The sequence below is a fragment of the Bacillus sp. 17RED48 genome (assembly GCF_019837545.1).
GTDB lineage: Bacteria > Bacillota > Bacilli > Bacillales > Bacillaceae_G > Bacillus_A > Bacillus_A wiedmannii.
In genome coordinates this window covers 808,994-834,753 of record NZ_JADAXG010000001.1, presented here as the reverse complement: position 1 = coordinate 834,753, position 25,760 = coordinate 808,994, and the positions used below count along the sequence as shown (strand labels likewise).

The 25,760-nt window shown below is 35.3% G+C and carries 30 protein-coding genes and 1 riboswitch; of the genes, 12 read left to right on the top strand and 18 right to left on the bottom strand.

Annotated elements, in window-relative coordinates; all coding sequences use genetic code 11:
* Nucleotides 1-31: 31 nt before the first annotated feature.
* On the bottom strand, nt 32-811 hold the full coding sequence (locus ILT06_RS04650; RefSeq protein WP_064474908.1) for a carbon-nitrogen family hydrolase: 780 nt from the start codon (nt 809-811) through the stop codon (nt 32-34).
* Between the two features lie 99 nt (nt 812-910).
* Here ILT06_RS04650 and ILT06_RS04645 point away from each other — a divergent pair, with 99 nt between their 5' ends.
* From ILT06_RS04645 to ILT06_RS04620, 6 genes are all read left to right on the top strand, one after another.
* The gene (locus ILT06_RS04645; RefSeq protein ID WP_064474907.1) at nt 911-2,089 is read left to right on the top strand and encodes a pyridoxal phosphate-dependent aminotransferase; all 1,179 of its coding nucleotides are present in this window, start codon (nt 911-913) and stop codon (nt 2,087-2,089) included.
* A gap of 64 nt (nt 2,090-2,153) precedes the next feature.
* Nucleotides 2,154-2,259: riboswitch (SAM riboswitch) on the top strand.
* 64 nt (nt 2,260-2,323) lie between these two features.
* Nucleotides 2,324-3,568, top strand: a complete 1,245-nt coding sequence (gene mtnW, locus ILT06_RS04640) for a 2,3-diketo-5-methylthiopentyl-1-phosphate enolase (RefSeq protein ID WP_222654871.1) — start codon at nt 2,324-2,326, stop codon at nt 3,566-3,568.
* Nucleotides 3,565-4,224 (top strand): 2-hydroxy-3-keto-5-methylthiopentenyl-1-phosphate phosphatase, encoded by a 660-nt coding sequence (locus tag ILT06_RS04635; protein ID WP_222654870.1) that lies wholly within the window; start codon nt 3,565-3,567, stop codon nt 4,222-4,224. The genes mtnW and ILT06_RS04635 overlap by 4 nt, the downstream gene beginning before the upstream one ends.
* Nucleotides 4,221-4,859 carry a methylthioribulose 1-phosphate dehydratase gene (locus ILT06_RS04630; protein WP_088047225.1) on the top strand — a complete coding sequence of 213 codons (639 nt, stop codon included), beginning with the start codon at nt 4,221-4,223 and terminating at the stop codon, nt 4,857-4,859. Before ILT06_RS04635 ends, ILT06_RS04630 begins: the two co-directional genes overlap by 4 nt.
* A complete protein-coding gene (locus tag ILT06_RS04625) occupies nt 4,837-5,349 on the top strand; it encodes a 1,2-dihydroxy-3-keto-5-methylthiopentene dioxygenase (RefSeq protein ID WP_000057324.1) in 513 nt (170 codons plus the stop codon). Before ILT06_RS04630 ends, ILT06_RS04625 begins: the two co-directional genes overlap by 23 nt.
* A 308-nt stretch (nt 5,350-5,657) precedes the next feature.
* Nucleotides 5,658-5,933 carry a hypothetical protein gene (locus ILT06_RS04620; RefSeq protein ID WP_000054671.1) on the top strand — a complete coding sequence of 92 codons (276 nt, stop codon included), beginning with the start codon at nt 5,658-5,660 and terminating at the stop codon, nt 5,931-5,933.
* A 42-nt stretch (nt 5,934-5,975) separates the two neighbouring features.
* Here the strand turns inward: ILT06_RS04620 and ILT06_RS04615 are convergent, their stop codons facing one another.
* From ILT06_RS04615 to ILT06_RS04600, 4 genes are all read right to left on the bottom strand, one after another.
* On the bottom strand, nt 5,976-6,308 hold the full coding sequence (locus tag ILT06_RS04615; protein ID WP_149173462.1) for a DUF3909 family protein: 333 nt from the start codon (nt 6,306-6,308) through the stop codon (nt 5,976-5,978).
* Nucleotides 6,309-6,313: 5 nt separating this feature from the next.
* Entirely contained in the window at nt 6,314-7,192 is an 879-nt protein-coding gene (locus tag ILT06_RS04610; RefSeq protein ID WP_154131170.1) for an NAD(P)-dependent oxidoreductase, read from the bottom strand.
* 4 nt (nt 7,193-7,196) lie between these two features.
* Nucleotides 7,197-8,345 (bottom strand): serine hydrolase domain-containing protein, encoded by a 1,149-nt coding sequence (locus tag ILT06_RS04605; protein WP_222654942.1) that lies wholly within the window; start codon nt 8,343-8,345, stop codon nt 7,197-7,199.
* Between the two features lie 77 nt (nt 8,346-8,422).
* Nucleotides 8,423-9,715 (bottom strand): GGDEF domain-containing protein, encoded by a 1,293-nt coding sequence (locus ILT06_RS04600; RefSeq protein ID WP_149173459.1) that lies wholly within the window; start codon nt 9,713-9,715, stop codon nt 8,423-8,425.
* 329 nt (nt 9,716-10,044) lie between these two features.
* Here ILT06_RS04600 and ILT06_RS04595 point away from each other — a divergent pair, with 329 nt between their 5' ends.
* The 3 genes from ILT06_RS04595 to ILT06_RS04585 all read left to right on the top strand — a co-directional run bounded on the left by ILT06_RS04595 (nt 10,045) and on the right by ILT06_RS04585 (nt 11,736).
* Nucleotides 10,045-10,662 carry a nitroreductase family protein gene (locus tag ILT06_RS04595; RefSeq protein WP_222654869.1) on the top strand — a complete coding sequence of 206 codons (618 nt, stop codon included), beginning with the start codon at nt 10,045-10,047 and terminating at the stop codon, nt 10,660-10,662.
* 290 nt (nt 10,663-10,952) lie between these two features.
* On the top strand, nt 10,953-11,171 hold the full coding sequence (locus ILT06_RS04590; protein WP_000100492.1) for a hypothetical protein: 219 nt from the start codon (nt 10,953-10,955) through the stop codon (nt 11,169-11,171).
* A 196-nt stretch (nt 11,172-11,367) separates the two neighbouring features.
* The gene (locus tag ILT06_RS04585; RefSeq protein ID WP_060749672.1) at nt 11,368-11,736 is read left to right on the top strand and encodes a DUF3915 domain-containing protein; all 369 of its coding nucleotides are present in this window, start codon (nt 11,368-11,370) and stop codon (nt 11,734-11,736) included.
* A 97-nt stretch (nt 11,737-11,833) separates the two neighbouring features.
* Here the strand turns inward: ILT06_RS04585 and ptsP are convergent, their stop codons facing one another.
* The 4 genes from ptsP to glcT all read right to left on the bottom strand — a co-directional run bounded on the left by ptsP (nt 11,834) and on the right by glcT (nt 17,197).
* Complete coding sequence (gene ptsP, locus ILT06_RS04580) at nt 11,834-13,546, bottom strand: phosphoenolpyruvate--protein phosphotransferase (protein WP_000174214.1); 1,713 nt, start codon at nt 13,544-13,546, stop codon at nt 11,834-11,836.
* Nucleotides 13,546-13,809 carry a phosphocarrier protein HPr gene (gene ptsH, locus ILT06_RS04575; RefSeq protein ID WP_000411080.1) on the bottom strand — a complete coding sequence of 88 codons (264 nt, stop codon included), beginning with the start codon at nt 13,807-13,809 and terminating at the stop codon, nt 13,546-13,548. The genes ptsP and ptsH overlap by 1 nt, the downstream gene beginning before the upstream one ends.
* Before the next feature lie 136 nt (nt 13,810-13,945).
* Nucleotides 13,946-16,009: a PTS glucose transporter subunit IIABC gene (ptsG, locus tag ILT06_RS04570; protein WP_098102737.1), complete on the bottom strand. Its 2,064-nt coding sequence runs from the start codon at nt 16,007-16,009 to the stop codon at nt 13,946-13,948.
* 339 nt (nt 16,010-16,348) lie between these two features.
* On the bottom strand, nt 16,349-17,197 hold the full coding sequence (gene glcT, locus ILT06_RS04565; protein ID WP_048546230.1) for a glucose PTS transporter transcription antiterminator GlcT: 849 nt from the start codon (nt 17,195-17,197) through the stop codon (nt 16,349-16,351).
* A 165-nt stretch (nt 17,198-17,362) separates the two neighbouring features.
* Here glcT and ILT06_RS04560 point away from each other — a divergent pair, with 165 nt between their 5' ends.
* Nucleotides 17,363-18,169, top strand: coding sequence for a Cof-type HAD-IIB family hydrolase (locus ILT06_RS04560; RefSeq protein WP_064474900.1), 807 nt, complete (start codon nt 17,363-17,365; stop codon nt 18,167-18,169).
* Nucleotides 18,170-18,239: 70 nt separating this feature from the next.
* On the opposite strand, the gene phnF is transcribed toward ILT06_RS04560, so the two are convergent.
* The 6 genes from phnF to scpA all read right to left on the bottom strand — a co-directional run bounded on the left by phnF (nt 18,240) and on the right by scpA (nt 23,499).
* On the bottom strand, nt 18,240-18,971 hold the full coding sequence (phnF, locus tag ILT06_RS04555) for a phosphonate metabolism transcriptional regulator PhnF (protein WP_002194085.1): 732 nt from the start codon (nt 18,969-18,971) through the stop codon (nt 18,240-18,242).
* Nucleotides 18,901-19,689 carry a glucosamine-6-phosphate deaminase gene (gene nagB, locus ILT06_RS04550; protein ID WP_064474899.1) on the bottom strand — a complete coding sequence of 263 codons (789 nt, stop codon included), beginning with the start codon at nt 19,687-19,689 and terminating at the stop codon, nt 18,901-18,903. The genes phnF and nagB overlap by 71 nt, the downstream gene beginning before the upstream one ends.
* 4 nt (nt 19,690-19,693) lie before the next feature.
* Nucleotides 19,694-20,836 (bottom strand): N-acetylglucosamine-6-phosphate deacetylase, encoded by a 1,143-nt coding sequence (nagA, locus tag ILT06_RS04545; protein WP_064475087.1) that lies wholly within the window; start codon nt 20,834-20,836, stop codon nt 19,694-19,696.
* A 207-nt stretch (nt 20,837-21,043) separates the two neighbouring features.
* A complete protein-coding gene (locus tag ILT06_RS04540; protein WP_064474898.1) occupies nt 21,044-21,946 on the bottom strand; it encodes a ComEC/Rec2 family competence protein in 903 nt (300 codons plus the stop codon).
* A 78-nt stretch (nt 21,947-22,024) separates the two neighbouring features.
* Nucleotides 22,025-22,597, bottom strand: a complete 573-nt coding sequence (scpB, locus tag ILT06_RS04535; RefSeq protein ID WP_060488364.1) for a segregation/condensation protein ScpB — start codon at nt 22,595-22,597, stop codon at nt 22,025-22,027.
* A gap of 158 nt (nt 22,598-22,755) precedes the next feature.
* Nucleotides 22,756-23,499, bottom strand: coding sequence for a segregation/condensation protein A (gene scpA / locus ILT06_RS04530; RefSeq protein ID WP_001199757.1), 744 nt, complete (start codon nt 23,497-23,499; stop codon nt 22,756-22,758).
* Nucleotides 23,500-23,668: 169 nt separating this feature from the next.
* Here scpA and ILT06_RS04525 point away from each other — a divergent pair, with 169 nt between their 5' ends.
* Together ILT06_RS04525 and ILT06_RS04520 are read left to right on the top strand one after the other, a co-directional pair.
* The gene (locus ILT06_RS04525; protein WP_000510194.1) at nt 23,669-23,764 is read left to right on the top strand and encodes a YjcZ family sporulation protein; all 96 of its coding nucleotides are present in this window, start codon (nt 23,669-23,671) and stop codon (nt 23,762-23,764) included.
* Between the two features lie 97 nt (nt 23,765-23,861).
* Entirely contained in the window at nt 23,862-24,380 is a 519-nt protein-coding gene (locus ILT06_RS04520; protein WP_000283580.1) for a DUF309 domain-containing protein, read from the top strand.
* A 20-nt stretch (nt 24,381-24,400) separates the two neighbouring features.
* Here ILT06_RS04520 and ribT read toward each other — a convergent pair whose 3' ends face one another.
* The 3 genes from ribT to ILT06_RS04505 all read right to left on the bottom strand — a co-directional run bounded on the left by ribT (nt 24,401) and on the right by ILT06_RS04505 (nt 25,675).
* On the bottom strand, nt 24,401-24,769 hold the full coding sequence (ribT, locus tag ILT06_RS04515; protein ID WP_000908397.1) for a GNAT family N-acetyltransferase RibT: 369 nt from the start codon (nt 24,767-24,769) through the stop codon (nt 24,401-24,403).
* A gap of 67 nt (nt 24,770-24,836) precedes the next feature.
* Nucleotides 24,837-25,019, bottom strand: coding sequence for a hypothetical protein (locus tag ILT06_RS04510; protein WP_064475086.1), 183 nt, complete (start codon nt 25,017-25,019; stop codon nt 24,837-24,839).
* A 218-nt stretch (nt 25,020-25,237) separates the two neighbouring features.
* Entirely contained in the window at nt 25,238-25,675 is a 438-nt protein-coding gene (locus ILT06_RS04505) for a peptidylprolyl isomerase (protein WP_000853785.1), read from the bottom strand.
* Nucleotides 25,676-25,760 lie beyond the last annotated feature (85 nt).

The following is a 25,760-nucleotide window of genomic DNA, read 5'->3' as shown; positions in this document are numbered from 1 at the left end:
ATACCAAGAATAAAAATCACTTGTCAACATTTTATTTGTATAATTCTGGACGACGATCTGCAAAAACTGGAATTCCTTTGCGTACTTCTTTAATTTTCTCAAAATGAAGCTCTCCAAATAAAATTGATTCTTCTTCATTCGCTTCTACAACAACTTCGCCCCAAGGATCGACAATTAGAGAATGACCGGCAAACTCATTACTCGGATCCTTCCCTGCCCTATTACATGCAACAACATAACATTGATTTTCAACTGCTCTTGCTTGCAATAGCAAACGCCAATGTGCTAAACGAACTAATGGCCATTCTGCTACAACAAATAAAACTTTTGCACCTTTCGCAGTATGAACGCGCATCCACTCCGGAAAACGAATGTCATAACAAATTGTGCCGGCGCACTCTACATCATCTAACTTAAATTCACCTGTACTATTTCCAGCGATTAAATATTTATGTTCATCCATAAGCTGAAATAAATGCACTTTACTATATTCATTGACTAGTTCTCCTTCCTTGTTTACCACATACATTGTATTTGTAACACCTTGCTCTGTTTGCTTCGCTATAGACCCACCGACAATATGTACACCATATTGCTTCGACCATTCTTTCAGCTTTTCTTTCGTTTGCAATCCATCCCTATCTGCAATTTCAGTAAGCCTCGTTAAATCATATCCCGTTGTCCATAATTCTGGTAAGACAATAACGTCTGGTCTTTCCTTCATCGCTTCGCTTATTTTATTTTTAGCATTCTCAATATTTTTTTCTACATCTCCAAAGACAATGTCCATTTGAATACATGCGACTTTCATTTTGTCAGCCCCATTCTTAATTTTTTTCTTTACAAAATACTGGAAAGATTATATCATTTGTCACTAGAATTGTAACAACTTTCAAAAGAGGTGGAAAGTATGAAATTATTTCAACCTTCTGAGATAGTAACATCATTGCCTACACAATTTTTCGCTTCACTTGTTGCAAAAGTTAACAAAGTCGTAGCAGCAGGTCACGATGTTATTAATCTAGGTCAAGGTAATCCAGATCAACCAACACCGCAGCATATCGTAAAAGCTTTACAAGATGCTGCTGAAAAGACCATTCATCATAAATATCCACCATTTCGCGGACACGAAAGTTTAAAAGAAGCCGTGGCAACATTCTATCAACGCGAATATGATGTAGTAGTAAATCCAAAAACAGAAGTTGCTATTTTGTTTGGTGGAAAAGCTGGATTAGTAGAATTACCACTTTGTTTTACAAACCCTGGTGATACTATTCTCGTTCCAGATCCAGGCTATCCAGATTATTTATCAGGAGTTGCTTTAGCAAAAGCACAATTTGAAACAATGCCGCTTATTGCAGAAAATAATTTTTTACCAGATTATACAAAAATTGATGCCACTACCGCTGAGCGTGCAAAGTTAATGTTTTTAAACTATCCAAATAATCCGACCGGTGCTACTGCATCAAAAGATTTCTTTGATGAAACCATTCATTTTGCTAATAAACATAATATATTAGTCATTCATGATTTTGCTTACGGTGCGATTGGATTCGATGGTCAAAAACCTGTTAGTTTCTTGCAAGCAGACGGTGCTAAAGATACAGGTATTGAAATTTACACTCTATCGAAAACTTTCAATATGGCTGGATGGCGCATCGCTTTTGCTGTGGGGAATGAAAGTGTGATTGAGACAATTAACTTATTACAAGATCATATGTATGTTAGTATTTTTGGTGCAGTTCAAGATGCTGCCCGCGAAGCACTATTAAGTTCACAGTCTTGCGTAATAGACCTTGTAAATAGTTACGAATCTCGAAGAAACGCTCTTGTTTCAGCTTGTCACTCAATTGGTTGGAATGTAGACATTCCAACAGGCTCATTCTTTGCATGGCTTCCTGTTCCGAAAGGATATACATCTGAGCAATTTTCTGATATTTTACTAGAAAAAGCACACGTTGCAGTTGCTCCTGGTGTTGGATTTGGTGAGCATGGCGAAGGGTATGTCCGTGTTGGTCTCTTGCATACAGAAGATAGATTACGAGAAGCCATTAATCGAATTGATAAATTAAATTTTTTCAAAAAGTAATTGACAACATGAAAAATATCTGACAAAATTCAGTTATCTTAAAAATTTAAACATTTCTAAATACTTCTTATCAAGAGCAGGTGGAGGGACGAGCCCGACGAAACCCGGCAACCGATCTACAATTGTAGACACGGTGCTAATTCTCGCAGCATTACGCTGACAGATAAGGAGCTGGTTGTAAAAAAACCTCTCCTTAGCTGAGAGGTTTTTTTATTTAACTAGGAGGTTTTAACAATGAGCGGAATTATAGCGACGTATTTAATCCATGATGATTCACATAACTTAGAAAAAAAAGCTGAGCAAATTGCACTCGGTTTAACAATTGGCTCTTGGACTCATTTGCCACACTTATTGCAAGAACAATTAAAACAGCATAAAGGCAACGTCATTCATGTTGAGGAATTAGCTGAACAAGAACATACCAATTCGTATTTACGTAAAAAAGTTAAACGTGGGATTATTAAAATCGAATATCCGTTATTAAACTTCAGTCCAGACTTACCAGCAATTTTAACAACTACATTCGGAAAGCTATCACTTGATGGCGAAGTGAAATTAATCGACTTAACATTTTCAGACGAGTTAAAACAGTATTTCCCTGGTCCGAAATTCGGGATAGATGGCATTCGAAATCTTTTACAAGTGCATGAGCGTCCCCTTTTAATGAGCATTTTCAAAGGAATGATTGGACGAAATATTGGGTATTTAAAAACGCAATTACGCGATCAAGCAATTGGTGGTGTAGATATAGTAAAAGATGATGAAATATTATTTGAGAATACATTAACACCACTTACGAAACGCATTGTATCTGGAAAAGAAGTTTTAGACTCAGTATATGAAACATACGGACATAAAACGTTATATGCCGTAAATTTAACAGGACGAACTTTTGATTTAAAAGAAAATGCGAAACGCGCAGTGCAAGCTGGGGCAGATATTCTATTATTTAATGTATTTGCTTACGGACTAGATGTACTACAATCACTTGCAGAAGATAATGAAATCCCAGTTCCTATTATGGCACACCCTGCTGTAAGTGGTGCTTATTCAGCATCCAAGTTATATGGAGTTTCCTCTCCATTATTACTAGGAAAGCTACTACGTTATGCTGGTGCTGACTTTTCATTATTCCCATCTCCATACGGAAGTGTTGCACTAGAAAAAGAGGAGGCTCTTGCTATCTCAAAATATTTAACTGAAGACGATGCATTTTTCAAGAAGAGTTTTTCTGTTCCGTCTGCTGGTATTCACCCTGGTTTCGTTCCCTTTATTCTACGAGATTTCGGTAAAGATGTTGTTATTAATGCTGGCGGCGGGATACATGGACATCCGAGTGGAGCGCAAGGGGGCGGTAAAGCTTTCCGTACTGCAATTGATGCTACTTTGCAAAATACACCACTCCATGAAGTAGATGACATAAATTTGCATAGTGCACTACAAATATGGGGAAATCCCTCTCATGGGGTGAAATTATGAGTATTCAAGTATTTTGTGATTTTGATGGCACGATTACAAATAGTGATAACATTATGTCCATTATGGAAAAATTTGCACCACCAGAAGCCGAAGAAGTAAAGAATAGAATTTTATCACAAGAGCTGTCTATTCAAGAAGGTGTTTCTCAATTATTTCAATTAATACCTACTAGTCTACACGATGATATGATTCAATTTTTAATAGAAACTGCTGAAATCCGTAGTGGTTTTCATGAATTTATACAATTTGTAAATGAAAATAACATTTCTTTTTACGTTATATCAGGTGGAATGGATTTCTTCGTCTATCCACTCTTACAAGGAATCATTCCAAAAGAGCAAATTTACTGTAATGAAACAGACTTTTCAAATGAATTCATTACAGTTAAGTGGCCTCATCCTTGTGATCATCATTGTCAAAATCATTGCGGATTATGTAAATCATCTTTAATCCGTAAATTAAGTGATACGAATGACTTCCATATTGTAATTGGAGATTCAATTACTGATTTACAAGCTGCGAAACAAGCAGATAAAGTATTTGCTCGTGACTTCCTTATTACAAAGTGTGAAGAGAATTATATTGCTTATACACCGTTTGAAACATTTCACGATGTTCAAACCCAATTAAAACATTTGTTGGAGGTGAAATCATGAAACAACTTTTTCGTCAATGGTATGACTTAAGCGAGATAAAAAAAGAATTAACAACACGAAATTGGTTTCCAGCAACGAGTGGTAATATTTCTATAAAGGTTAGTCATGAGCCACTTACTTTTCTTATTACAGCAAGTGGTAAAGATAAAACAAAAACTACTCCAGATGATTTTCTATTAGTAGATCATCTAGGGCTTCCCGTATTAGAGACTGAATTACGCCCTTCAGCAGAAACAATATTGCATACCCATATTTATAACAATACGAATGCTGGGTGCGTACTTCATGTTCATACAACTGATAATAATGTCATCACAAATTTATACAGTGATGCAGTCGTCCTTCAAAATCAAGAAATTATTAAAGCTCTCGATATTTGGGAAGAAGGTGCAACAATTCACATTCCTATTATCGAAAACCATGCCCATATCCCAACGCTTGGAGAAAACTTCCGAAAGCATATACAAGGAGATTCGGGAGCAGTATTGATCCGTAACCATGGTATTACCGTATGGGGCCGAGATAGCTTTGATGCAAAGAAAAGATTAGAAGCTTATGAGTTTTTATTCCAATTTCATATAAAACTATTATCAATTCAAGGAGGCGTTTCTAATGGCGCAAATTCGTATTCATGAAGTAAATACTCGCATCGAAAATGAAGTGGAAGTATCTAAATTTCTACAAGAGGAAGGCGTTTTATATGAGAAATGGAACATCTCTAAACTTCCTACTTATTTAAATGAAAATTATTCGTTAACAGATGAAAACAAGGCTGAAATATTAGCTGTGTTTTCAAAAGAAATCGCTGATGTTTCAGCGCGCCGAGGTTATAAAGCACATGATGTAATTTCACTTTCAAATAGCACACCTAACCTTGACGAATTATTAATTAATTTCCAAAAAGAACACCATCATACTGATGATGAAGTTCGCTTTATTGTTAGTGGTCATGGCATCTTTGCTATTGAAGGAAAAGATGGGAAATTCTTTGACGTTGAACTTGAGCCAGGCGATCTCATATCTGTTCCTGAAAATGCAAGACATTATTTTACCTTGCAAGATGATCGTCAAGTTGTAGCTATTCGTATTTTTGTTACAACTGAAGGCTGGGTTCCAATTTATTAAGGTAGTTAGTTGAATAAAAGGACTTGGATCCCCTTTTCCAACCTTTTATTCACTCTACATATATACATCCTCCTATGGAACAGGCTTATTTCCAAAAATGAAATAAGCCTGATTTTTTATTTTCTCAAGCATATGATTCCGTCTATTCCAAAACAATCTCCCCCCTTCTATGTTTTAAGCGAATTTTTTAACACTTTTTGAACATTTATTGAACTTTTTTTGAATTTTTTCTGAAAATTCTGTTTTGTATATGATATACTACAATTAAATAAAAAGGAAAAGAATATCGCAAACAGAGGGGGATAATCATGAGTTTACTTATCGCACTTATACTAGGGGTTACGTGTGGAGCACTTCCTGTTATTCTAGGAGCTATTATGGAAGAGTTGGAAGTTGGTGTTTTAGGTTTTGTCGCATCTTGTGTAAGCGCTTTATTTTTCGGCTTATTCGGTGCTATTCCTGTTTCAATTCTGTGTGCATTTTATATAGTACGCCATGCTCGTGCAAAGCAATTCGGTCCTAATCACATCGCGCAAGTTATTCCATTCCCAATCGAACGATGTCGCCGGGCTTCTAGCTTATAATTTTAAAATTAAAAATAAATAAAAGTCCTCAAATGAGGACTTTTATTTATTTTCTTCTAGAAATTGAAACAATTCTTGTAGGTGCAAGACGTCTTCACTATAGCTAACAGATACGTGACATATACCGTCAATCTCTGCTTGCATATAAAGGTCAACTCCATCTCGATCATATTTCAATGCCAAATAAAAATCCATTTCTTCTAACATCTTTTTTGAAGTTCGAATAACATAATGCCCCTTCTCATCTCTTCCATATTCGAATTCCGGCTCAAAATCATACTTTTGTTTAAAAGCTTCTTTTTGTTTTTCATTAATTTGTATACAAGTTGCTCGTTGTACAGTATCAATCATCTCATCAAATTTTTGAAGATCCATCTCATTTACCCCTTTATATATTTTTTGTATAACACTTGTGTTCCGCTATTCTCTTCCCCATCTTTTATTAACTCTTCATACAATTCCTTCGCCAAACTTAAACCTGGTACTGGTAATTCTAATTTTTCAGCCTCATCTAAAGCTATCTTCATATCTTTCATAAAGTGCTTTACATAAAACCCTGGTTCAAAATCTCCCTTTAACATTCGAGGAGCTAAGTTACTCAATGACCAACTACCTGCTGCTCCCGTTGAAATACTTTCTAATACTTTATCCGGATCTAGTCCAGCTTTTTTTGCATAAGCAACAGCTTCACATACTCCAATCATGTTAGAAGCAATCGCAATTTGATTGCACATTTTTGTATGTTGTCCACTTCCAGCTGGTCCTTGCAACTGAATGTTTGTTCCTAGTTTTTCAAATAACGGTAAACATTTTTCATATATTTCTTTTTCACCACCGACCATAATTGCGAGCCTTGCTTCTTTCGCACCAACGTCTCCTCCAGATACAGGCGCATCTAACGTATATACATTCTTACTTTTACCGGTTTCATTAATACGTTTTGCCAATGTTGGTGTAGATGTCGTGAAATCAATTGCAATCGTACCTTCATTTGCATTCTCCAAAATCCCATCTATCCCAAAGTACACTTCTTCTACATCATGTGGATATCCAACCATAGTCATTACAACATCAACTTGCTTCACTAACTCTTTCGGTGTATCACACCAATTCGCACCATCTTGCACTAAAGAGTCTGTCTTCATTTTCGTTCTATTATATACATATACTTGATAGCCGTCTTGCATTAAATGACGCACCATACTTTTTCCCATTACACCAATACCGATGAAACCTATTGATACATTTTTACGTTCCATTTTCTCATCCCCTTTGTTCTAATAAATCACTTACCATCTTTCGAAACTCATTATTAAAATCATCATCTATACTATTTTTCACATTTGAAAATAATATAACAAAAGTGCCTTTTTCTTTATTAAAATTATTGAAAGTGTTCCAACCAGATAGTACACCATGATTATAAAAATAATCCGGATATATGTAAAAACTATATGCATATTTTCGTTCTGTTGAAGGTGAAAACATCGCTTGTCTACTTTGTTCAGAAAGAAGTTTCCCATTTATAATCGCTTCGTCTAACTTCTTCATATCGCCAACTGTCGTATACATCTCACCGCATCCGTATAACCACTCCATTAACAATTTTTGTGCAGGTTCAAGTACATTCTCTTTCTTTACATATCCTTTAGTAAAATGCTGATCTCCCTGAGCCATATTTCCCATACCAGATTCATACATTTCTGCTTTAGTAAATATATTTTCTTTTATGTAATCTCCTAAAGTTTTTTTTGATATGCTTTCTATAATATAGGCAAGCACCATATAATTATAATCTGTATATCTCCAACCTGCGCCTGGTGGAAATTCTAACTTTTGACTTCCAATCCAATTTACTAAATTTATACGAGAAGCTGCATTCACTTTCCCTTTTCCGCTTTCTGGTAAACCTGATGTGTGTGTTAACAAATGATATAAGGTGATATTTTTATCTACCGGAAAAGAGGGAATATATTTATTTACATTATCTTGAATATTTAACTTCCTTTGTTCCTGCAGCTGTAAAATAGATGTGGCCACGACTGTTTTCGTAATAGAACCGACACGATATTTTGTTTGAGGCGTATTTTCTATCTTATTTTGAACATCAGCATATCCATATCCTTTATTCAATATAACATGCTCTTTATCTGTTACTAAAACTGTTCCATTAAATTGCTTTCCTATTAAATATTGATCTAACTTTTGAGATATACTAGCATAATCAATTCGTTGTTCTTCTTTTTCTTCTATATTCTCTTGTACTTCGGATTCAATAGTAGGATTCACCTTAGTTGTTAATACAGTGCTTTCCTTTATATTGGGATTATAGAGAAAATAGTATACTCCACCACAAACTACAGCAGACAGCGAAGCCATCGTCATTATTTTTTTATCATGTTGTTCCTCCATAATTCCTTCGTCCAAAATCCCCCCCACATTCTATTATCAAACAATAAAAAAAAATCGCAACAATTTGTTGCGAAAAATCACTTTTTTTCTTTTCTATATACACACACTTGATTTTTTCCATTTTTTTTCGCTTCATATAATGCGATATCCGCTCGTTGCATTAATTCTTCTCTTGTAATCCCTTGTTCATATAACGCGACTCCAAAACTCGCTGTTAATTTCGAAATTCCGGAGAAATGCTTTGTTTCAATGAAAAATCGTAATGATTCCGCAACCTGAAATGCTTCTTTTTCTACTGTATTCGTTACTAATATAATAAATTCTTCTCCTCCCCACCTTGCAAATACATGTTGCTGCTCCACTTTAGATTTCATAAGCTCTGCAAGCTGAATTAATGCTAAGTCACCAAAATCATGGCCGTACGTGTCATTTACTGTTTTAAAATTATCTATGTCAAATAAAATAAGTGCTATTTTTTCATCGTTACGCATTGCATTATCCCATTCTGCCTCTAGTATTTGTTGGAACTTCAAACGATTATAAATCTCTGTTAACGAATCTATCATAGCAAGCCTTTCTTGTTCTTGATAGATTTCATCTAATTCTGTAATCTCTGTACACTTCACAATAAATCTTGATAAATCTTCTGGCAGTGGTGTCGCACGCAATAAAAAAATTGACACTTCTCCTTCATAATTGGACATCTTAATTCTTCTATCATATGATAATGTATCATCTAACCATGTTATATCATGGGTTGTTGAATAGTATCCGTTTTCTCTAATAAAATGTTCAGCAAATACTAAATGTTGCTCACGATAGGCAAATAAATTTTCATATCCGAAAAACTCTAAAAAATTTGTATTACAATCAACAATCTCATCGTCTTCTACTATAAATAATAGATCATTTTGAAAATCAAACATCGTTTGAAGTAGTTCTTGTTGCAAACTTACTTGCCGCACTAAAGAAAGCTGATACAAACTCTTATTCACTTCCTCTAACACCATTTGTGGGGTCACAGGGGCTATCACAATATTACGTATTCCTAACGTAAGCACCTCTGTAAACTCGCTTGTTATTTGTTGATCCCAAATGACAATAAATGTACTCTGTGGATTATACATATTCTTTATATATTTTATTTGAGAAAAATCTGTTACATACATAATTACAATATGTGGTTTAGTCCTCTGATACAATAATTCTCCTTCTTCAAAACTATTTGCTATAAACATACATTTTGGATGAATATTTTCTATCGTTTGTTGATGTGTGCATCCATTTTCTATATAAAGGACATTTAACTGAAGATCTTGTAATACATTTTGGAAAACCGTATTCTCTAATAAAAAATGTAGTATGTTCATCACTAGTCTTCACTCACTTCATATATCTTGTTCTACTGCATTCCTCACAAACATTTTATAAAAAGACTGTTCTCTAAATACTTTAATGAGTAAGGGACACATATTAACAAGCTAATTGAGAATGCTCTCTTCGCTTTTTCTCTATAAATTCCTTTTTTAGTGTATGATGATAGGAATTGTATCGTTTGTATGAATGCCCTAGCTTCCTCTTTAAAACTTGACAATTAAAATAAAGATATTATATTCTTAAATTCGACAACTTACAAAATGTAAGTAGAATATATTACATGTATTTTTTATAATTTGATATGTTACTTGGAGGATATATAATGACAAACGACAACTTTTTTAATGTTCTATACGAACGCACATCTACACGTGCATTCAACCCAGAGAAAGAAATTTCATCTACAGAGTTACACGAGATTTTAAAGGGAGCTGCTCAAGCACCTTCTGCTTGGAACTTGCAGCACTGGAAATTCCTTGTATTCCAAGGTGAAGATGTACAGAAACGATTGCATCCAATTGCTTATAACCAGCAACAAATACTTGATGCTTCTGCTGTAGTCGCTATTTTAGGTGATTTAGAAGCTTATAAAAACGTTGAACCAGTTTATGGTCCAATTGTAGAACAAGGATTTATGAAAGAAGAAGCAAAAGAGCGCTTAGCTAAAAATATTGACTCTGCATATGCTCGTGAGCAATTCCCAAGAGATGCAGCCTTTTCAAATGCATCTTTAGCAGCAATGCAACTTATGCTTGCGGCTAAAGCAACTGGCTGGGATACTTGTGCTATTGGTGGTTTCAACCCACAAGCACTTACAGAAGAATTCAATGTTTCATCTCGTTACGTACCAATTATGCTTATTACAATTGGTGAATCAACTTTAAAAGGTCATCCTGCACCACGAATGAGCGTAGAACAAGTGAGTGAATGGGCAAAATAATAAAGTGAACCTTTAATCAATGTGAGGGGCTTACTGCCTGTTAATACGGTATAAAAAAGAAACGAAGGTAATTTCATTACCTTCGTTTCTTTTTCTTCTGTCACACACCCGTAATATTACAATGTATTATTCGACATCTATACATAAACAAATAGTAAATTTCATGCTATCCCCATACACATAAATGGCGTTTCGTGTCGAATTTTGTTAAAGCATTGAAATATAACCGTGTGTTTTTGTTACAATTATGATACAATGATAACAAATAGATAACAAGAGAGGGATTTTCATTGAGTTCATACGGAAGCTTTATCGCACTTTTAAGTTACATAGTAACTGTACTACTGTTATATTTTATTGGCGATGCTACAAACATATCAGTGTTACAATTCCCAAAAGAAGAAACGTTCCAATTAGACGCAGAAAAACATACTGCAAGATCCATTGCACCACTACTCTTAGCTCTCCCTGTATATATCATCGTTTTATATAAAAGTAAAAAAGTGTAAAGCCTACCTATTTCATTCATTTCGGTGGTCTTTACACTTTTTTGTGATATTTCCCCTATTTTAAACATCATTCCGTACTAAACACCCAGCTAGTCTTTTAAAATGAGAAAATCCCCCATAAAAAATTCCACTCTCTGTCCAGTCACTAACTACCGAACTTACATAGATTATAAGTGTGAAGGGGGTGATGAGGATTATGTTTGGATCATTTGGATGCTGTGATAACTTTAGAGACTGTCATCATCGTGAAAGAGAGTGCGACCATCGTGACCATCGCGAGAAAGAGAGAGAGGTAAAACCACAACAACCAGCTGTATGTAACGTACTTGCTAGCATTTCAGTTGGAACAGAACTTTCTCTTTTAAGCATTAAAGGTATTGGATCTTTCAACAATGTAATTTTTGAAGGTTTCGCTAACGGCGTTGCTCTTTTCTCTGCTTTAGCTCGTAACAATAATGATAAAGATGATAAAGACAACGACAAAGATGATAAGAACCGTCAACGTAATACTTTTAATGGTATTTTACGTGTATGCCCAACTGATATCGTTGCTATCGCTATCTAGTTCTGTGTCTTATCCTCTATAGTAAGAAAATAAGAGTTACTTTTCTCATAGAAAAAACCTGAGACCGATTTCAAATCGACTCAGGTTTTTTTATTAATTATATGCTTTTAACTAGTTCAACAACTTCTTCAGCAGTTGACATCATTAGTGCTTTTTCTGCTAATGTTTCCATTTCTGCTTTTGACAACTTGCTTAGTTGTGTTCTTGCAGGAAGAATAGATGTTGCACTCATACTGAACTCATCTAAACCTAATCCTAATAATAATGGGATAGCAAGTGAATCTCCCGCCATCTCACCACACATACCAGCCCATTTGCCTTCTTTATGAGCCGCATCAATAACCATTTTTACAAGACGTAAAATAGATGGGTTATACGGTTGGTATAAGTAAGCTACTTGTTCGTTCATACGGTCTGCAGCCATTGTGTATTGGATTAAGTCATTTGTTCCGATAGAGAAGAAATCAACTTCTTTTGCGAATTGATCTGCTAATACTGCTGAAGCTGGGATTTCAACCATCATACCCACTTCAATAGAATCAGAAACAGTTGTACCCGCTTCTACAAGTTTCGCTTTCTCTTCTAATAAGATTGCTTTCGCTTGACGGAACTCATCAAGAGTTGCAATCATTGGGAACATAATTTTTAAGTTACCGTATACGCTAGCACGAAGTAATGCACGAAGTTGTGTACGGAACACATCTTGCTCATCAAGGCATAAGCGAATTGCACGGTATCCTAAGAATGGGTTCATTTCTTTTGGTAAATGTAAGTATGGAAGTTCTTTATCTCCACCGATGTCAAGTGTACGAACAACAACAGGTTGACCTTCTTTTACACCTTCAAGAACTGCTTTATACGCTTCGAACTGCTCTTCTTCTGTTGGAAGATTGTCACGGCCCATGTATAAGAATTCTGTACGGTATAAACCAACGCCTTCTCCGCCATTATCGATAATACCTTGTACATCATTTGGTGTTCCGATATTTGCAACAAGCTCAACGTGATGTCCATCACTTGTTACAGTAGCTTGGTCTTTTAATTTTGCCCATTCAGTTTTTTGCTCTTCAAATTTCGCTTTCTTTTCTTCAAAAGAACGAAGAGTTTCTTCTGATGGATTTACAATTACTTCTCCATCTAAACCGTCGATGATTACGATATCGCCGTTTTGGATTTTCTCCATAACAACTTTCGTACCAACAACTGCAGGAATTTCCATAGAACGAGCCATAATTGCAGAGTGAGATGTACGTCCACCGATATCAGTTGTAAAACCTTTTGCATACTTACGGTTTAACTGAGCTGTATCAGATGGTGTTAAATCTTCAGCAATGATGATTACTTCTTCAGAAATTGTACCAGGGTTTGAGAAGTTAATTCCTAGTAAATGTGCAAGAACGCGTTTTGTTACGTCACGAATGTCCGCAGCACGTTCTTTCATATATTCGTTATCCATGTTTTCAAACATAGAAATAAACATTGATGCAACTTCATCCATTGCAAATTCAGCATTTACTTTTTCACTATTTACTTTATCTTTTACTGGGTTTACTAGTTCTGGATCATTTAACACTAATAAATGTGCTTCAAAGATCGCAGCTTTATCAGCACCCAGCTCAGCAAAAGCATGGTCCTTAATTGCTTCTAATTCAGTTTTTGCTTTCTCAAGCGCAGCGTCTAAGCGTGCAATTTCAGCAGCTTCGTTTGTAATTGATTTCTTTTCGATGTTAAATTCAGGATTCTCAAGTCTGAAAGCCTTTGCAATAGCAATCCCACTTGATGCAGCGATCCCTTGAATGTTAAGAGTCATTATTCTCCTAATCCTTCGTTTTTCATAGTTTCTTCGATAGCTGCTAGTGCTTGAGCTGCATCATCACCATTTGCAGTGATTTTAATTTCTGCGTTTTGTTGAATGCCTAAAGACATAACACCCATGATTGATTTTAAGTTAACGTTTTTTCCGTTATACTCTAAGTTAATGTCAGAACCAAATTTGCTTGCAGTGTTTACAAGTAGAGTTGCTGGACGAGCATGAATTCCTGAGTCGCTAGTTACTTTAAAGATTTTTTCCATGATAATTTATCTCCTTTAAATTACAGTATTTTTTTAGTTGTATAGACGTGAGTACTACATCATCTATTGTATATAATAGGCGATGTTCGGTCAACCACATCGCCTATTATAATTATAAACATTTTGCGTCAAATTCCTACTGAATGTCAATAATAGCGTTTTCGCCCTTCTTAACATTTCCATCTTTTTTCAATTCGACTTGTTGTCCTTGTTGTAAATTCGTAAAGACAATTGGTGTAATGATAGATGGTGCATTTTCTTTTACAAATGCAAGATCTACTTTTAATAATGGTTGTCCTTGTTTCACTTTGTCGCCTTGTGCTACAAGTGCTTCAAAACCTTCACCATTTAATTTTACAGTATCAATACCGAAGTGGATTAAAATTTCTTTTCCGCCTTCAGATTGAATACCAATTGCATGCTTTGTAGGGAATACGTTGACGATCTCACCGTTAACTGGAGAAACTACTGTTCCTTCTGTTGGCTCGATTGCAAATCCGTCTCCCATCATTTTTCCTGAGAATACTTGATCAGGTACTTCTGTAATCGATAAGATTTTCCCTTCAATTGGTGATACGATTGTTTCGTTTTCATCAACTTGTTTAGGAGTTTCTTCTACCTTTACAGGCTCTTCTTTTTCAACATGAGGTGTACGACCTGACATAATATCATGAATTTGTGATTTTAATGTGTCAGATTTCGGTCCAAAAATAGCTTGAATGTTATTTCCAACTTCAAGTACACCAGCTGCTCCAAGCTCTTTTAAGCGATCTTTGTTTACATTCTTTTGTTCGTTAACTTGAACACGTAAACGAGTAATACAAGCGTCTAAAGAAGCAATGTTTTCTTTACCACCAAGTGCTACTAATACTTCACGTGGAAGTTCTCCTGCTTCTGTTTTACCTGCGCCGTCATTCGCATTTGCTACTTCACGACCAGGTGTTTTTAAATCCCATTTACGGATTGCAAAGCGGAATCCGAAGTAGTAAATAACTGCTAGTACAAGACCAACAATAATTACCCACCACCATGCTGTACGGCCTGGTAGTACACCGAATAACATAAAGTCGATTAAACCACCAGAGAATGTCATACCAATTTTAACACCTAAAATTTGCATTGTCATAAATGATAGACCAGCGAATACTGCGTGAATTCCGAACAGTACTGGTGCTACGAATAAGAATGAAAATTCAAGTGGTTCTGTAATACCTGTTAAGAAAGATGTTAATGCAGCAGAGCCTAAAATACCCGCTGCTAATTTTTTATTTTCAGGACGTGCTTCATGGTACATTGCTAATGCTGCTGCTGGAAGACCGAACATCATGAACGGATACTTACCAGTTGTAAATGTACCTGCTGTTATTTCTACACCGTCTTTTAACTGTGCCATAAAGATTTTTTGGTCACCACGGATTAATTCGCCAGCTGCATTTGTATACTGACCGAATTCGAACCAGAACGGTGAATAGAAAATGTGATGTAATCCAAATGGAATTAATGAACGTTCAATTAAACCGAATATGAATGCTGCTAATGTTCTATTTGCATCAATCATTTGATGTGAGAACGTATTTAAGCCACCTTGAATGTATGGCCAAATGAAACACATGATTATACCTACTACTAAAGAGAATGTTGCAGTTGCGATCGGTACGAAACGCTTACCTGCGAAGAAACCTAAGTATGATGGTAATTCAATGTTGAAGTATTTATTGTAGCAATATGCGGCTACTATACCGACGATAATACCACCAAACACTCCCGTTTGTAGCGTTGGAATTCCTAATACGTTTGCATATGCTGGATCTGTAAATCCAATTTTTACTGGGTCTGCTCCAGAACTTGTTACTTTCACTAGCTTATCTACTTCTAAGAACACACTCATCGTTTTGTTCATAATTAAGTAGCCGACGAACGCTGCTAATCCAGCTACTCCGTCTCCACCAGCTAAACCAATTGCTACCCCAACTGCGAATAATAATGCAAGGTTAGCGAAAATAATATCACCAGATTGTTCCATAATTTTTGCTACCATTACGAACCAATCTGCTTTTAAAGCAGGAATAACATTTGTTAACTGTGGATTTTGAAATGCATTACCAAATCCAAGTAAAATACCTGCTGCCGGTAAAATCGCTACTGGAAGCATTAACGCTTTTCCGACTTTTTGAAGAACACCAAAGATCTTCTTAAACATGGAAACCCTTCCTCTCTTATCTATATTGATACCTTCCGACAAACGCCAAAAAGACATGAGGAAAAAAAGATAGAACGATAGCTATACAAAGGGTAGTATATCCCTTTCTCTAGCTTACATTCCTTGCTTTTCTCCACTCATGCCTGATCGAATCAGTAACACGTGTCAAAAATAGGTTTACGTATAAGTTCACTATAATTAAGGCAAACGTTTTCGTTACTTACCTTAATGTGTTTGTCGAAATTTGTATAACTTTGCAATAGTTATTATACATAACTATTGTAAGCGATTCAATGATTTTTTTTAACGTTTTCATTTTAGACAAAAATATATGTCTTTTTACACATGCTCTGCTTTCACTAAGCGCTGCAGGTGCATCGTTAAATATATGCTCTCTGCTTCATACACAGGAAGTTGCAATTCTTTTTGCATGACCTTAACTAGCTTCCAAGCTAAATTATAACAGACGGGATATTCCGCCTTTAATAAATCAGCAAAACTTTGTGATTCCTCTACTTTCTCCCCTTTTTTCACCCGTTCAATAGCATATTGTAAATGACGAATAAGGCGTAAGTAGTGGATACTTTCTTGGTCTAATGTAATTTGTAAGTTTGTCTCAATTAAAGATACAAGATGTGCAATGAGACGGGAGTTTTGATTAACTGAAGATAAATCTGAATTTGTAAGTGAACTGTAAATATGGAGTGCAATAAAACCAATTTCTCCTTCTGGCAATGTAATTTGCAAACGAGAATTTAAAAGGTCTACAACACCTTCAGCAATTTCATATTCCTCTGGATAGAGCATTTTCGTTTCAACTAAAAAAGGATTATCAATTGTAAGTCCTTGTTTTAACCGCTTAATCGCAAAAGAAATATGATCTGTTAAAGCGATATGAATATGTTCATTCAATGGTGATTTTGCTTTTTCTTGAATGTAGAACATAATATCATTCATTAATTCGATTAATTTTTCACTCACATGCGGCACTAACAGTTTGTATTGTTCACGATCACGTTCATTTTTTAAAACAAACATTTTTTCAATTTGTTCTTGCTCCAATATGTCTTTCGCTTTTTTCCCAAATCCAATTCCTTTACCGATCACTACTACTTCCTCATGTTCAGGATGGCTAGCAATGATAACATTATTATTTAAAACTTTTTTAATTTCTAGATAATTACTCATATAACACCACCCTCGTACTTAAATAGCCTGCTTTTATGTTACAGAACATTCTTCTTTGTCGTCAATATAAAACATCTACCATTTCATAAAAATTCGTTTTTTAGACATGTTTATATATGATGCGTATAATGTAAGAGCAACTGTACATAGAAAGGGGATAACAACATGATTAAAATGTTTGTAAGTGATATCGATGGTACAATGATGCAACACGGAGGGTTAATTGACGAACAGGATATTGTAGCACTTCGTAGTCTTGCTGAGCAAAATGTTATTCTTTGTTTCGCTTCTGGCCGACTGGATAATGAAATTGCAGACTTAATGAAAGCTGTAAATACAAATTTCCATCGTATTAGTGTAAATGGTGTTTTCGTGTACACACATGAAAACAAGCAACTATTATCCGCAACATTCGATTCGAGTATTCTACCTGATCTGTTAGCAATGACAAATGAAGATCCTTATTTTCGTTATGTAAGTGATGAGCATAATTATTACATTGAAGAGAAAACACCATTTATTCATGAACTTGAACAACAAGTAACGATGACTTCTGTTGAAGAACCGCGTCTATTACAGAAAATTGATGATACAATTTTTCCAAATAAAATCTCTGTCGGTGGAACAAAGGAAAGCTTACAACTCCTTCAGAAAAAAATTGATGAACAATTCCACGGAAAAGTTAGTACATTCATTTCAGCAGAACAATGTTTAGATGTAATGCCACCTAATATTAGTAAAGGGGCTGCTATTTCTGTTTTATTAAAAGAGTTTCAACTACAACCAGAGGAAGTTGCTTGCATAGGGGATTCTTATAATGATATCCCGATGTTTTCTTTAACTCCTCACAGTTTTGCTATGTTTCAAGCAGATGACGCAGTAAAAGAACACGCTCACTATGTAGTAAATACAGTTAAAGATGCTGTTAACCACGTAATTGCTCATAATAAAAATACGACTCACTCCTTATAAGGATGAGTCGTATTTTTTCTTTACATGTTAAACAATTTGACATTAACTGTACTTCACAAACTGAAATATATTATTTGTTACGTGCGATGTTTGTAATAAACTTATAACGATCCCCACGATAAATACATTTCACATACTCTAACGGTACTTCACCTTCTGAATATGACCATTGACGCATTACAAGCACTGGCGCCTTTTTAGGAATATGCAGATGTTCAGCTTCATTATCCGTTGCAATTGAAGCTTCAATTGATTGAGTAGCGCTAACAAGTTTAAAGCCCAGTTTTTTCTCTAAATGTTCATATAAAGATTGTTGCAATATTTCTTCGTTAATATCTTTTACAAGAGCTGGCGACAAATATGTCGTCTCAAAAGCAATCGGTTCATCATCAGCTAAGCGTATACGCCTCACTTCATAAACCGACTCTCCCTCCTGTATTCTCAACCGGTCTGCTATTTTTGCAGTAGCTGGAACTAGGCGGAAACTAAGTAATTGACTACTTGGGTTCATCCCACGAGAAATCATATCTTCTGTGAATCCCGTCATTCCTTGCAATTTTTGTTCCACTTTCGGAAGTTGGACAAACGTACCGATTCCACGTTTCCGATATAAATAACCTTGTTCCACTAAATTATTAATCGCCTGTCTGATTGTCATACGACTCACTTCGAACTTATCGCAAAGTTCATTCTCAGATGGGATTTTATCTCCCGGCTTCCATTCGCCGTCCTCAATTAGCTGTTTCACCCACTCTTGAATCTGATAATAGATCGGAAATGGTGAATACTTGTCGATGTTCATCAGCAATCGCCTCACTGCATAAAGATAGAGCTTCTTGATCAGCGATTACGGTTACATTCGGATGACGTTGTAAAACTGTAGCAGGACACGCTTCACTATATTCACCTTGTAATAATTCTTTCACAGCTTCTGCCTTTTTAGAACCCATAGCAACAAGTAGAATTTGTTTCGCTTTCATAATGCTTCCAATCCCCATTGTAATCGCATGAGTTGGCACATCTTCTTCTTTTTCGAAGAAGCGAAGGTTTGCTTGGCGTGTAGACTCTGTTAATTCAACAATGTTTGTTGGAGAATTAAACAGTGTTCCTGGTTCGTTAAATCCGATGTGACCGTTTTCACCGATTCCAAGAATCTGTAGGTCAACTGGGTTAGCAGCTAGAATGCCCTCGTAACGTTTGCACTCTTCCTCTAAATCACTTGCCATCCCGTTTGGTACATAAGTTTGTTTAAATGGAAGATGATCAAACAACTGTTCTTGCATGAAATAGTGATAGCTGTTTTTATCTTCATGTGGTAAATTTACGTACTCATCTAAGTTTACAGTGGTTACACGGCTTGTATCAAGTTTATTTTTTCGCATTTCTGCATAAATACCTAATGGAGAGCTTCCTGTAGCCATTCCTAATGTTGGATTTTCTTTTGTGTTTACAACTTCTTCAATTAATTTATAACCTGCTTCTGCTAGTTCTTCTGGAGTTTTTACAACAAGAATATTCATTTAATTACTTCCCTTCCTTCATATGAATTCCTAAACGAACCGTATCATATACATGTAAATCTTCATTCATCACAACAAAGTCTGCATCTTTTCCTACCACTAATGCACCTTTATGATTTAATCCAAACTCTTCTGCTTGGTTAACTGATGTCATCAGTACTGCATCTTCGATTGAACAACCTGTAAATTCAATTACATTTCGGAAAGCTTGATCCATTTTTAGAATACTGCCAGCTAACGTTCCATCTTCTAATCGAGCACTACCATCTTTTACATGTACTGGCTGTCCGCCAAGCTCATATAATCCATCTTCAAGACCTTTTGCACGCATTGCGTCAGTAATAACACTTACTTTTTTCGGTCCTTTTAATTTATATGCTAATTTCACCATATCAGGGTCAATATGAATACCATCTGTAATTACTTCAACCATTACATCTGGATTTAATAACACATGACCAACAACTCCTGGTTCACGGTGATGTAATCCACGCATTTGATTGTATAAATGCGTTGCATGTGTAATGTTTCTATTTTTTAGTTGCGCATCAATTGCATCTGTATGCCCCATTGTGCCAACAACACCAGTTTCAGCAAGATACTGCTCAAATTCTAACGCACCTTCTTCTTCAGGTGCATATGTTACTAATTTAATTAGATTCCCGCTTGCTTCCTGCCATTGTTTAAATTGTTCAATATTCGCAGGAACAATATGTTCAAGTGGTTGTGCACCTGCACGTTTTTTTGAAACATACGGTCCTTCTAAGTGAATATATTCGAAATGTGCTCCTTTTTCTTTCGCTTCCTTCGCAGCATGTAGTGCCGCTTCGATTGCTTCTGGAGCTTGTGTCATTGTTGTTGGAAAGTAAGTTGTAACTCCTTCTTTTAACATTTCTTTACCTAGAGTTACTAATCCATCGCTATTTGCATCCATCGCATCAATATCGTACCCACCATGAATATGAACATCAATCATACCTGGAATCACAATCTTCCCTGCCGCATCTAAAACCGCTTCATTTTCTTGTGATACATATTGAGCCATCAAACCAATTTCTTTAATTGTTTCTGCGTAACGAATAAATCCGTTTTCCACTACTTCTTGACCTGTATAAATTTTGGCATTGATGACAACTTGCGTTTTCATTTTCATCGATCCTTTCCCATGAAATACCTACTTGTTATTATTACCTTATTCGCCTAATTCCATCTTAATATATGCACGAGTAGTTGTCTATACATTCGAATGAAATTTCCTCTTTGTTTAACAAAAAGGAAACTTAGTACGTCTCTTGCAATTATAATATATGTTATTCAGTTTTCCAAAAAGGGAGAATATCCCCTATCATATTACTCACTTAAGTAATGGCATTAATCCACTAGAGCCTATTGTAATATGCTCGCCGTCTGTTTCCATTTCTACTGTACGTTTGTTTGTTCCATATATCATTATACCATGCTGTTTTAAGCGTCTCACTACACTTTGATGCGGATGTCCATACGGATTTCTGCTTCCATATGAAAGAATTGCAAACTGCGGTTCTACTTTCTTTATAAACATTTCACTTGTTGAAGTATAGGAGCCATGATGTCCCACCTTTAACACATCTGCATGTACATCAAATTGCTTTAATATTTCAGTTTCCGTCCGCACATCAGCATCACCCATTAGTAAAAAATCCGCTTTTCCGTATCGTACCTTTAACACAATTGAAGATTCATTATTTTCATCTTTTGATTTCCCATTGTTTAATACTTGTATGGAAACATGCGGATCTAGCGGTATGTATTGTCCCTCTTTTACTGAAACGAAAGGAATTCCTCTTTTTTTAATATGATTCCGGTATGTGTGATACGTAAAAGAACTATATGTTTTTCCACTATCTAATATAAGTGCTACCGGCATTTGCTCTACAATCGGAATGAGTCCTCCAATGTGATCCATATCAGGATGCGTACTGACGATAGCATCTAAATGGTTAATCCCTTTTTCGATTAGTTTTTGAATGATAACCTCACCTGCTTCATAAGGTCCCCCATCAATTAACATCGTTTGTCCATTTGGCAATGTAATAAGTGTCGCATCACCTTGCCCAACTTTTAAAAAACTCACTTTCATTTTACCAAAATGTTGCCGCTGCATATGTAAAGGAGACGCGGTATGAATAGACATCATATATCTTTTGGCCGATGCACTATTTAAAGAAAAGCATAACAAAACAGAAACTAACAATAAAATACTTCGCATACTTCTCATAACTCGTCTCCTTTTTTCAATTAGTATGGCACGGTATATAATTGATATACAAAAAAAGCTTAGCAAAATGCTAAGCTTTTATTTCGATATCTCCTGTAAAGAACCAAAGAATAAATCTGCTTCATTCATTTGTTCATTCTCTTCAGAAAGTGCCGGTAAATCATCTAATGTTTTCAATCCAAATGTATCCAAAAATTCTTTCGTTGTTCCATATAAAATAGGACGCCCTGGACCTTCTGCTCTTCCCATTTCTTTTATAAGTAAGTGTGAAACTAACGTTTGTAACGCCTTATCGGTTTTCACCCCTCTAATCTCTTCCATTTCAGTCCTTGTAATAGGTTGACGATATGCCACAATCGCTAACGTTTCTAAAGCAGCCTGAGAAAGTGAAGCAGCTGTTGGGATATCTATTAATTTTTGATAGTACGAAGCATGTTCTTTCTTTGTAGCAAAACGATATACTTTTGCATACTGTACAATTTGCAAACCGCGGTGTGCACCTTCACATTCTTTTTGCATTTCTTCTAAAATATCGATTACTTCATTTCCTTCAATTTCAAGCACTTTCGCTATTTGTTCTGGATAAATCCCTTCATCACCAGAAACAAATAAAAGCCCTTCAATGATTGATTTCTGTTCTCTTCTATCCATTTTACGAGCTCCTTCCTCCAATTTTCTCCATAAAAATACACATCAAAAAACCGAATCACAATCAATGCGTTCGGTTCAATATTTTTTCTCTTGTTCCAAACGATACATTCAAACCTAGCATGAGATATATTATTTCCATCCCATTTTCCATACTAACTCTATGCAGATTTAGTAGAGCTTGATACGAAAATTTCATCAAAATTATGTTCCTGTTCAATTATGATTTGTTGATTTTTCATAAGCTCAAGAACCGCTAAAAATGTTACAACCATTATTTCCCGTTCATCATCAACAAACAAATCATAAAAACTTTGACGACCACCTTGTATTTCTAACTGTTTTAAAATATCAATCATGCGCTTTTCAATTGGTATTTCTTGACGAGTAATACGTGTTGTTACAGGTTTCTTTGCTTTTTTACGGCGCATTAATTTTTGAAATGCCGCTAGCATATCATATAACGTAACATCAAGAGGCAAGTTTGTCTCCTCTTCTTGTTGCAACGATGTAAAATCAATTGGCGGACGTGTATATAGCTGTGCTCTTTCTTGTTCTCTTTCTTTTAGCTCAGTAGCAACTTGCTTATATTTCTTATATTCAATTAACCTCTCCATCAATTCTTGACGAGGATCATCTATAAAGTCATCACCGTTATCAAGTACATCTTCTTCATGTTTCGGCAACAACATTTTACTTTTAATTTGTAATAAAGTCGCAGCCATTACTAAATACTCACTTGCAACATCTAATTGTAGTTCTTTCATCGTATGAACATAAGATAAATATTGCTCTGTAATTTCCGCTACAGGAATATTATATATGTCAATTTCATAACGATGTATTAAATGTAACAATAAATCTAAAGGCCCTTCAAAAGCCTCTACTTTAAAATTATACTGCACAAAGCATCCCACCACATTTTTTCTATAACAACATAAGTATAGAGCATACTCATGTTCTATCCAACCTTTTTAAGAAATTTAATTAAAAATAGACCTATGCCTATGTCATCATGCCCACCGCTTCATATGATAACAGTGTAGTAAGAACAATGTAGGAGGTCAAAAAACTATGGGTCACGTTGATTGCGGTTTTAGCGGTGGGTTCGCATTACTTGTTGTATTGTTTATTTTACTAATTATTGTAGGGGCAGCTTGCTTCTGCTAATATGAACAATAACGGCTAGGGAAAATTCCCTAGTCGTTTATTGTTTATATTTCTATGATAAACTTGTATTTATAACCGTTAAACAGGGGTGAAGAAAATGTATCCTACCGAATACATCCAATTTTTAATTCATTTTCACGGAGATTATGATTATTTTGAATGCCACGAGATACTGGAAGAATATTGGAAAACAAAACCGAGAGAAAATCGTGATAATTATTTAGTCGGTCTTATTCAAATTGCAGTTTCTTTATACCATCAAAGACGCTCTAACTGGAATGGCGCAGAGAAAATGATGAAAAGCGCCATAAAGATTTTAGAAATAAACAGTGCACCTTTACTACGTTTAGGAATAAATCAGACACAACTTCTATGCTTACTCCAGGATAGATTGCAATCTATACAGAAAGAAGAGAGTTTTACACCGTTATTTTTACCATTATCGGATACAGCATTAGAAAAGCACTGCATGGAATTATGTCAGAAACAAAACCTTCCTTGGAAAGACGTGAATGCTACTTCTAATGAATATATAATACATAAGCACACATTACGTGATCGAACAGAGGTCATCGCTGAACGAAACGAACAATTACAAAAAAGAAAGCAGAGATAATAAACTACTTATCTCTGCTTTCACGAATGTATATTTTGTTCTAGCCCTTTACACTTTTTGCAAAAACTTGCTGTTTGCTCATTTCCGCAAATTGTAAACTCAAGAAATTTACTCTTTAACTCTTGAACCATCTTCGTCCCAATACCCATATGACGGTGAGACGGGTTCACACTCAAATGCTGAATTTCCAACACTTGATTCTCTTTTTTTACAATCCCCATTATCCCAACAAAATCTTCGTTTTGTTTCCACAAATACAATTGCCAATCATCCTTTGCTTCATAATCTTTCATAGTCAATTGTAATGTTTTTACATCTTTTTCAGTTGGCATAAATGAAAGAAGCCCCATTGCAATCTTTTCATAACTTTTTTTAAAACGAATTAACATAACCCTTATCCCTTCTTACAAAAGTTACAAACTATTAATCCCCTCAACCACTCTTTTCATATCACATTCATTTTACAATATTTTCAACAGAGTGAGAAGGGCCTAAAACAACTTGATAATCATACAAAGCGAAAAGAAGAAAGTCAAATATATGTTTCAGTACTATTTTTTCTAAGTAGATTAAAGAAGAAACGCTGTTATATGAAAGCAAAAAGAAACATCCACCGCTCATTACCACTTCAATATTCATCACCTGAGCGCAAATGAATTCTAGCAAAATTAATGTAATAAAAATATTTCTTGAAACATGTAATTTAATGTATTCTATGTAATTTGTTAAAATTTTGTTCTTATAGGCGCCATATTTTCGCTTCAATATAGTACTACTTGTATCATGTACTGCAAACGAAATACCCATTCCTATTAAAAAAACAAAAAAGAGAGCCATAGCTCTCTTTTCCCATTAACTTATTCTTCCCAAACTTTAACTTCTTTCATTACATCGCCTTGACGCATGTTTAATACTGTTTCAATACCGCTTGTTGCTTTACCGAATACAGTATGTACACCATCTAAATGCGGTTGTGGCTCATGAACAACAAAGAATTGGCTACCGCCTGTATTACGGCCAGCATGAGCCATAGAAAGTGAACCTACAAGATGTCTATGAGGATTTCCATCAGTTTCACATGGGATAGAGTAACCTGGGCCACCTGCACCTGTTCCTGTTGGATCTCCACCTTGACTTACGAAGCCAGGAATAACGCGGTGGAATGTCACACCATCATAAAATCCTTGCTCTGCTAATTTTTTAAAGTTTTCTACTGTTTTTGGTGCCTCTTCTGGGAAAAATTCTAAATCGATTTTTTCACCATTTTCCATTAATATGTATCCTAAAGTTTTCATACGTATATGTCTCCTTTCAACTATCTCAGCACTATATTACCACATTCATGACTAGAAACAAAAAGAATCCGACAATCTAGATACT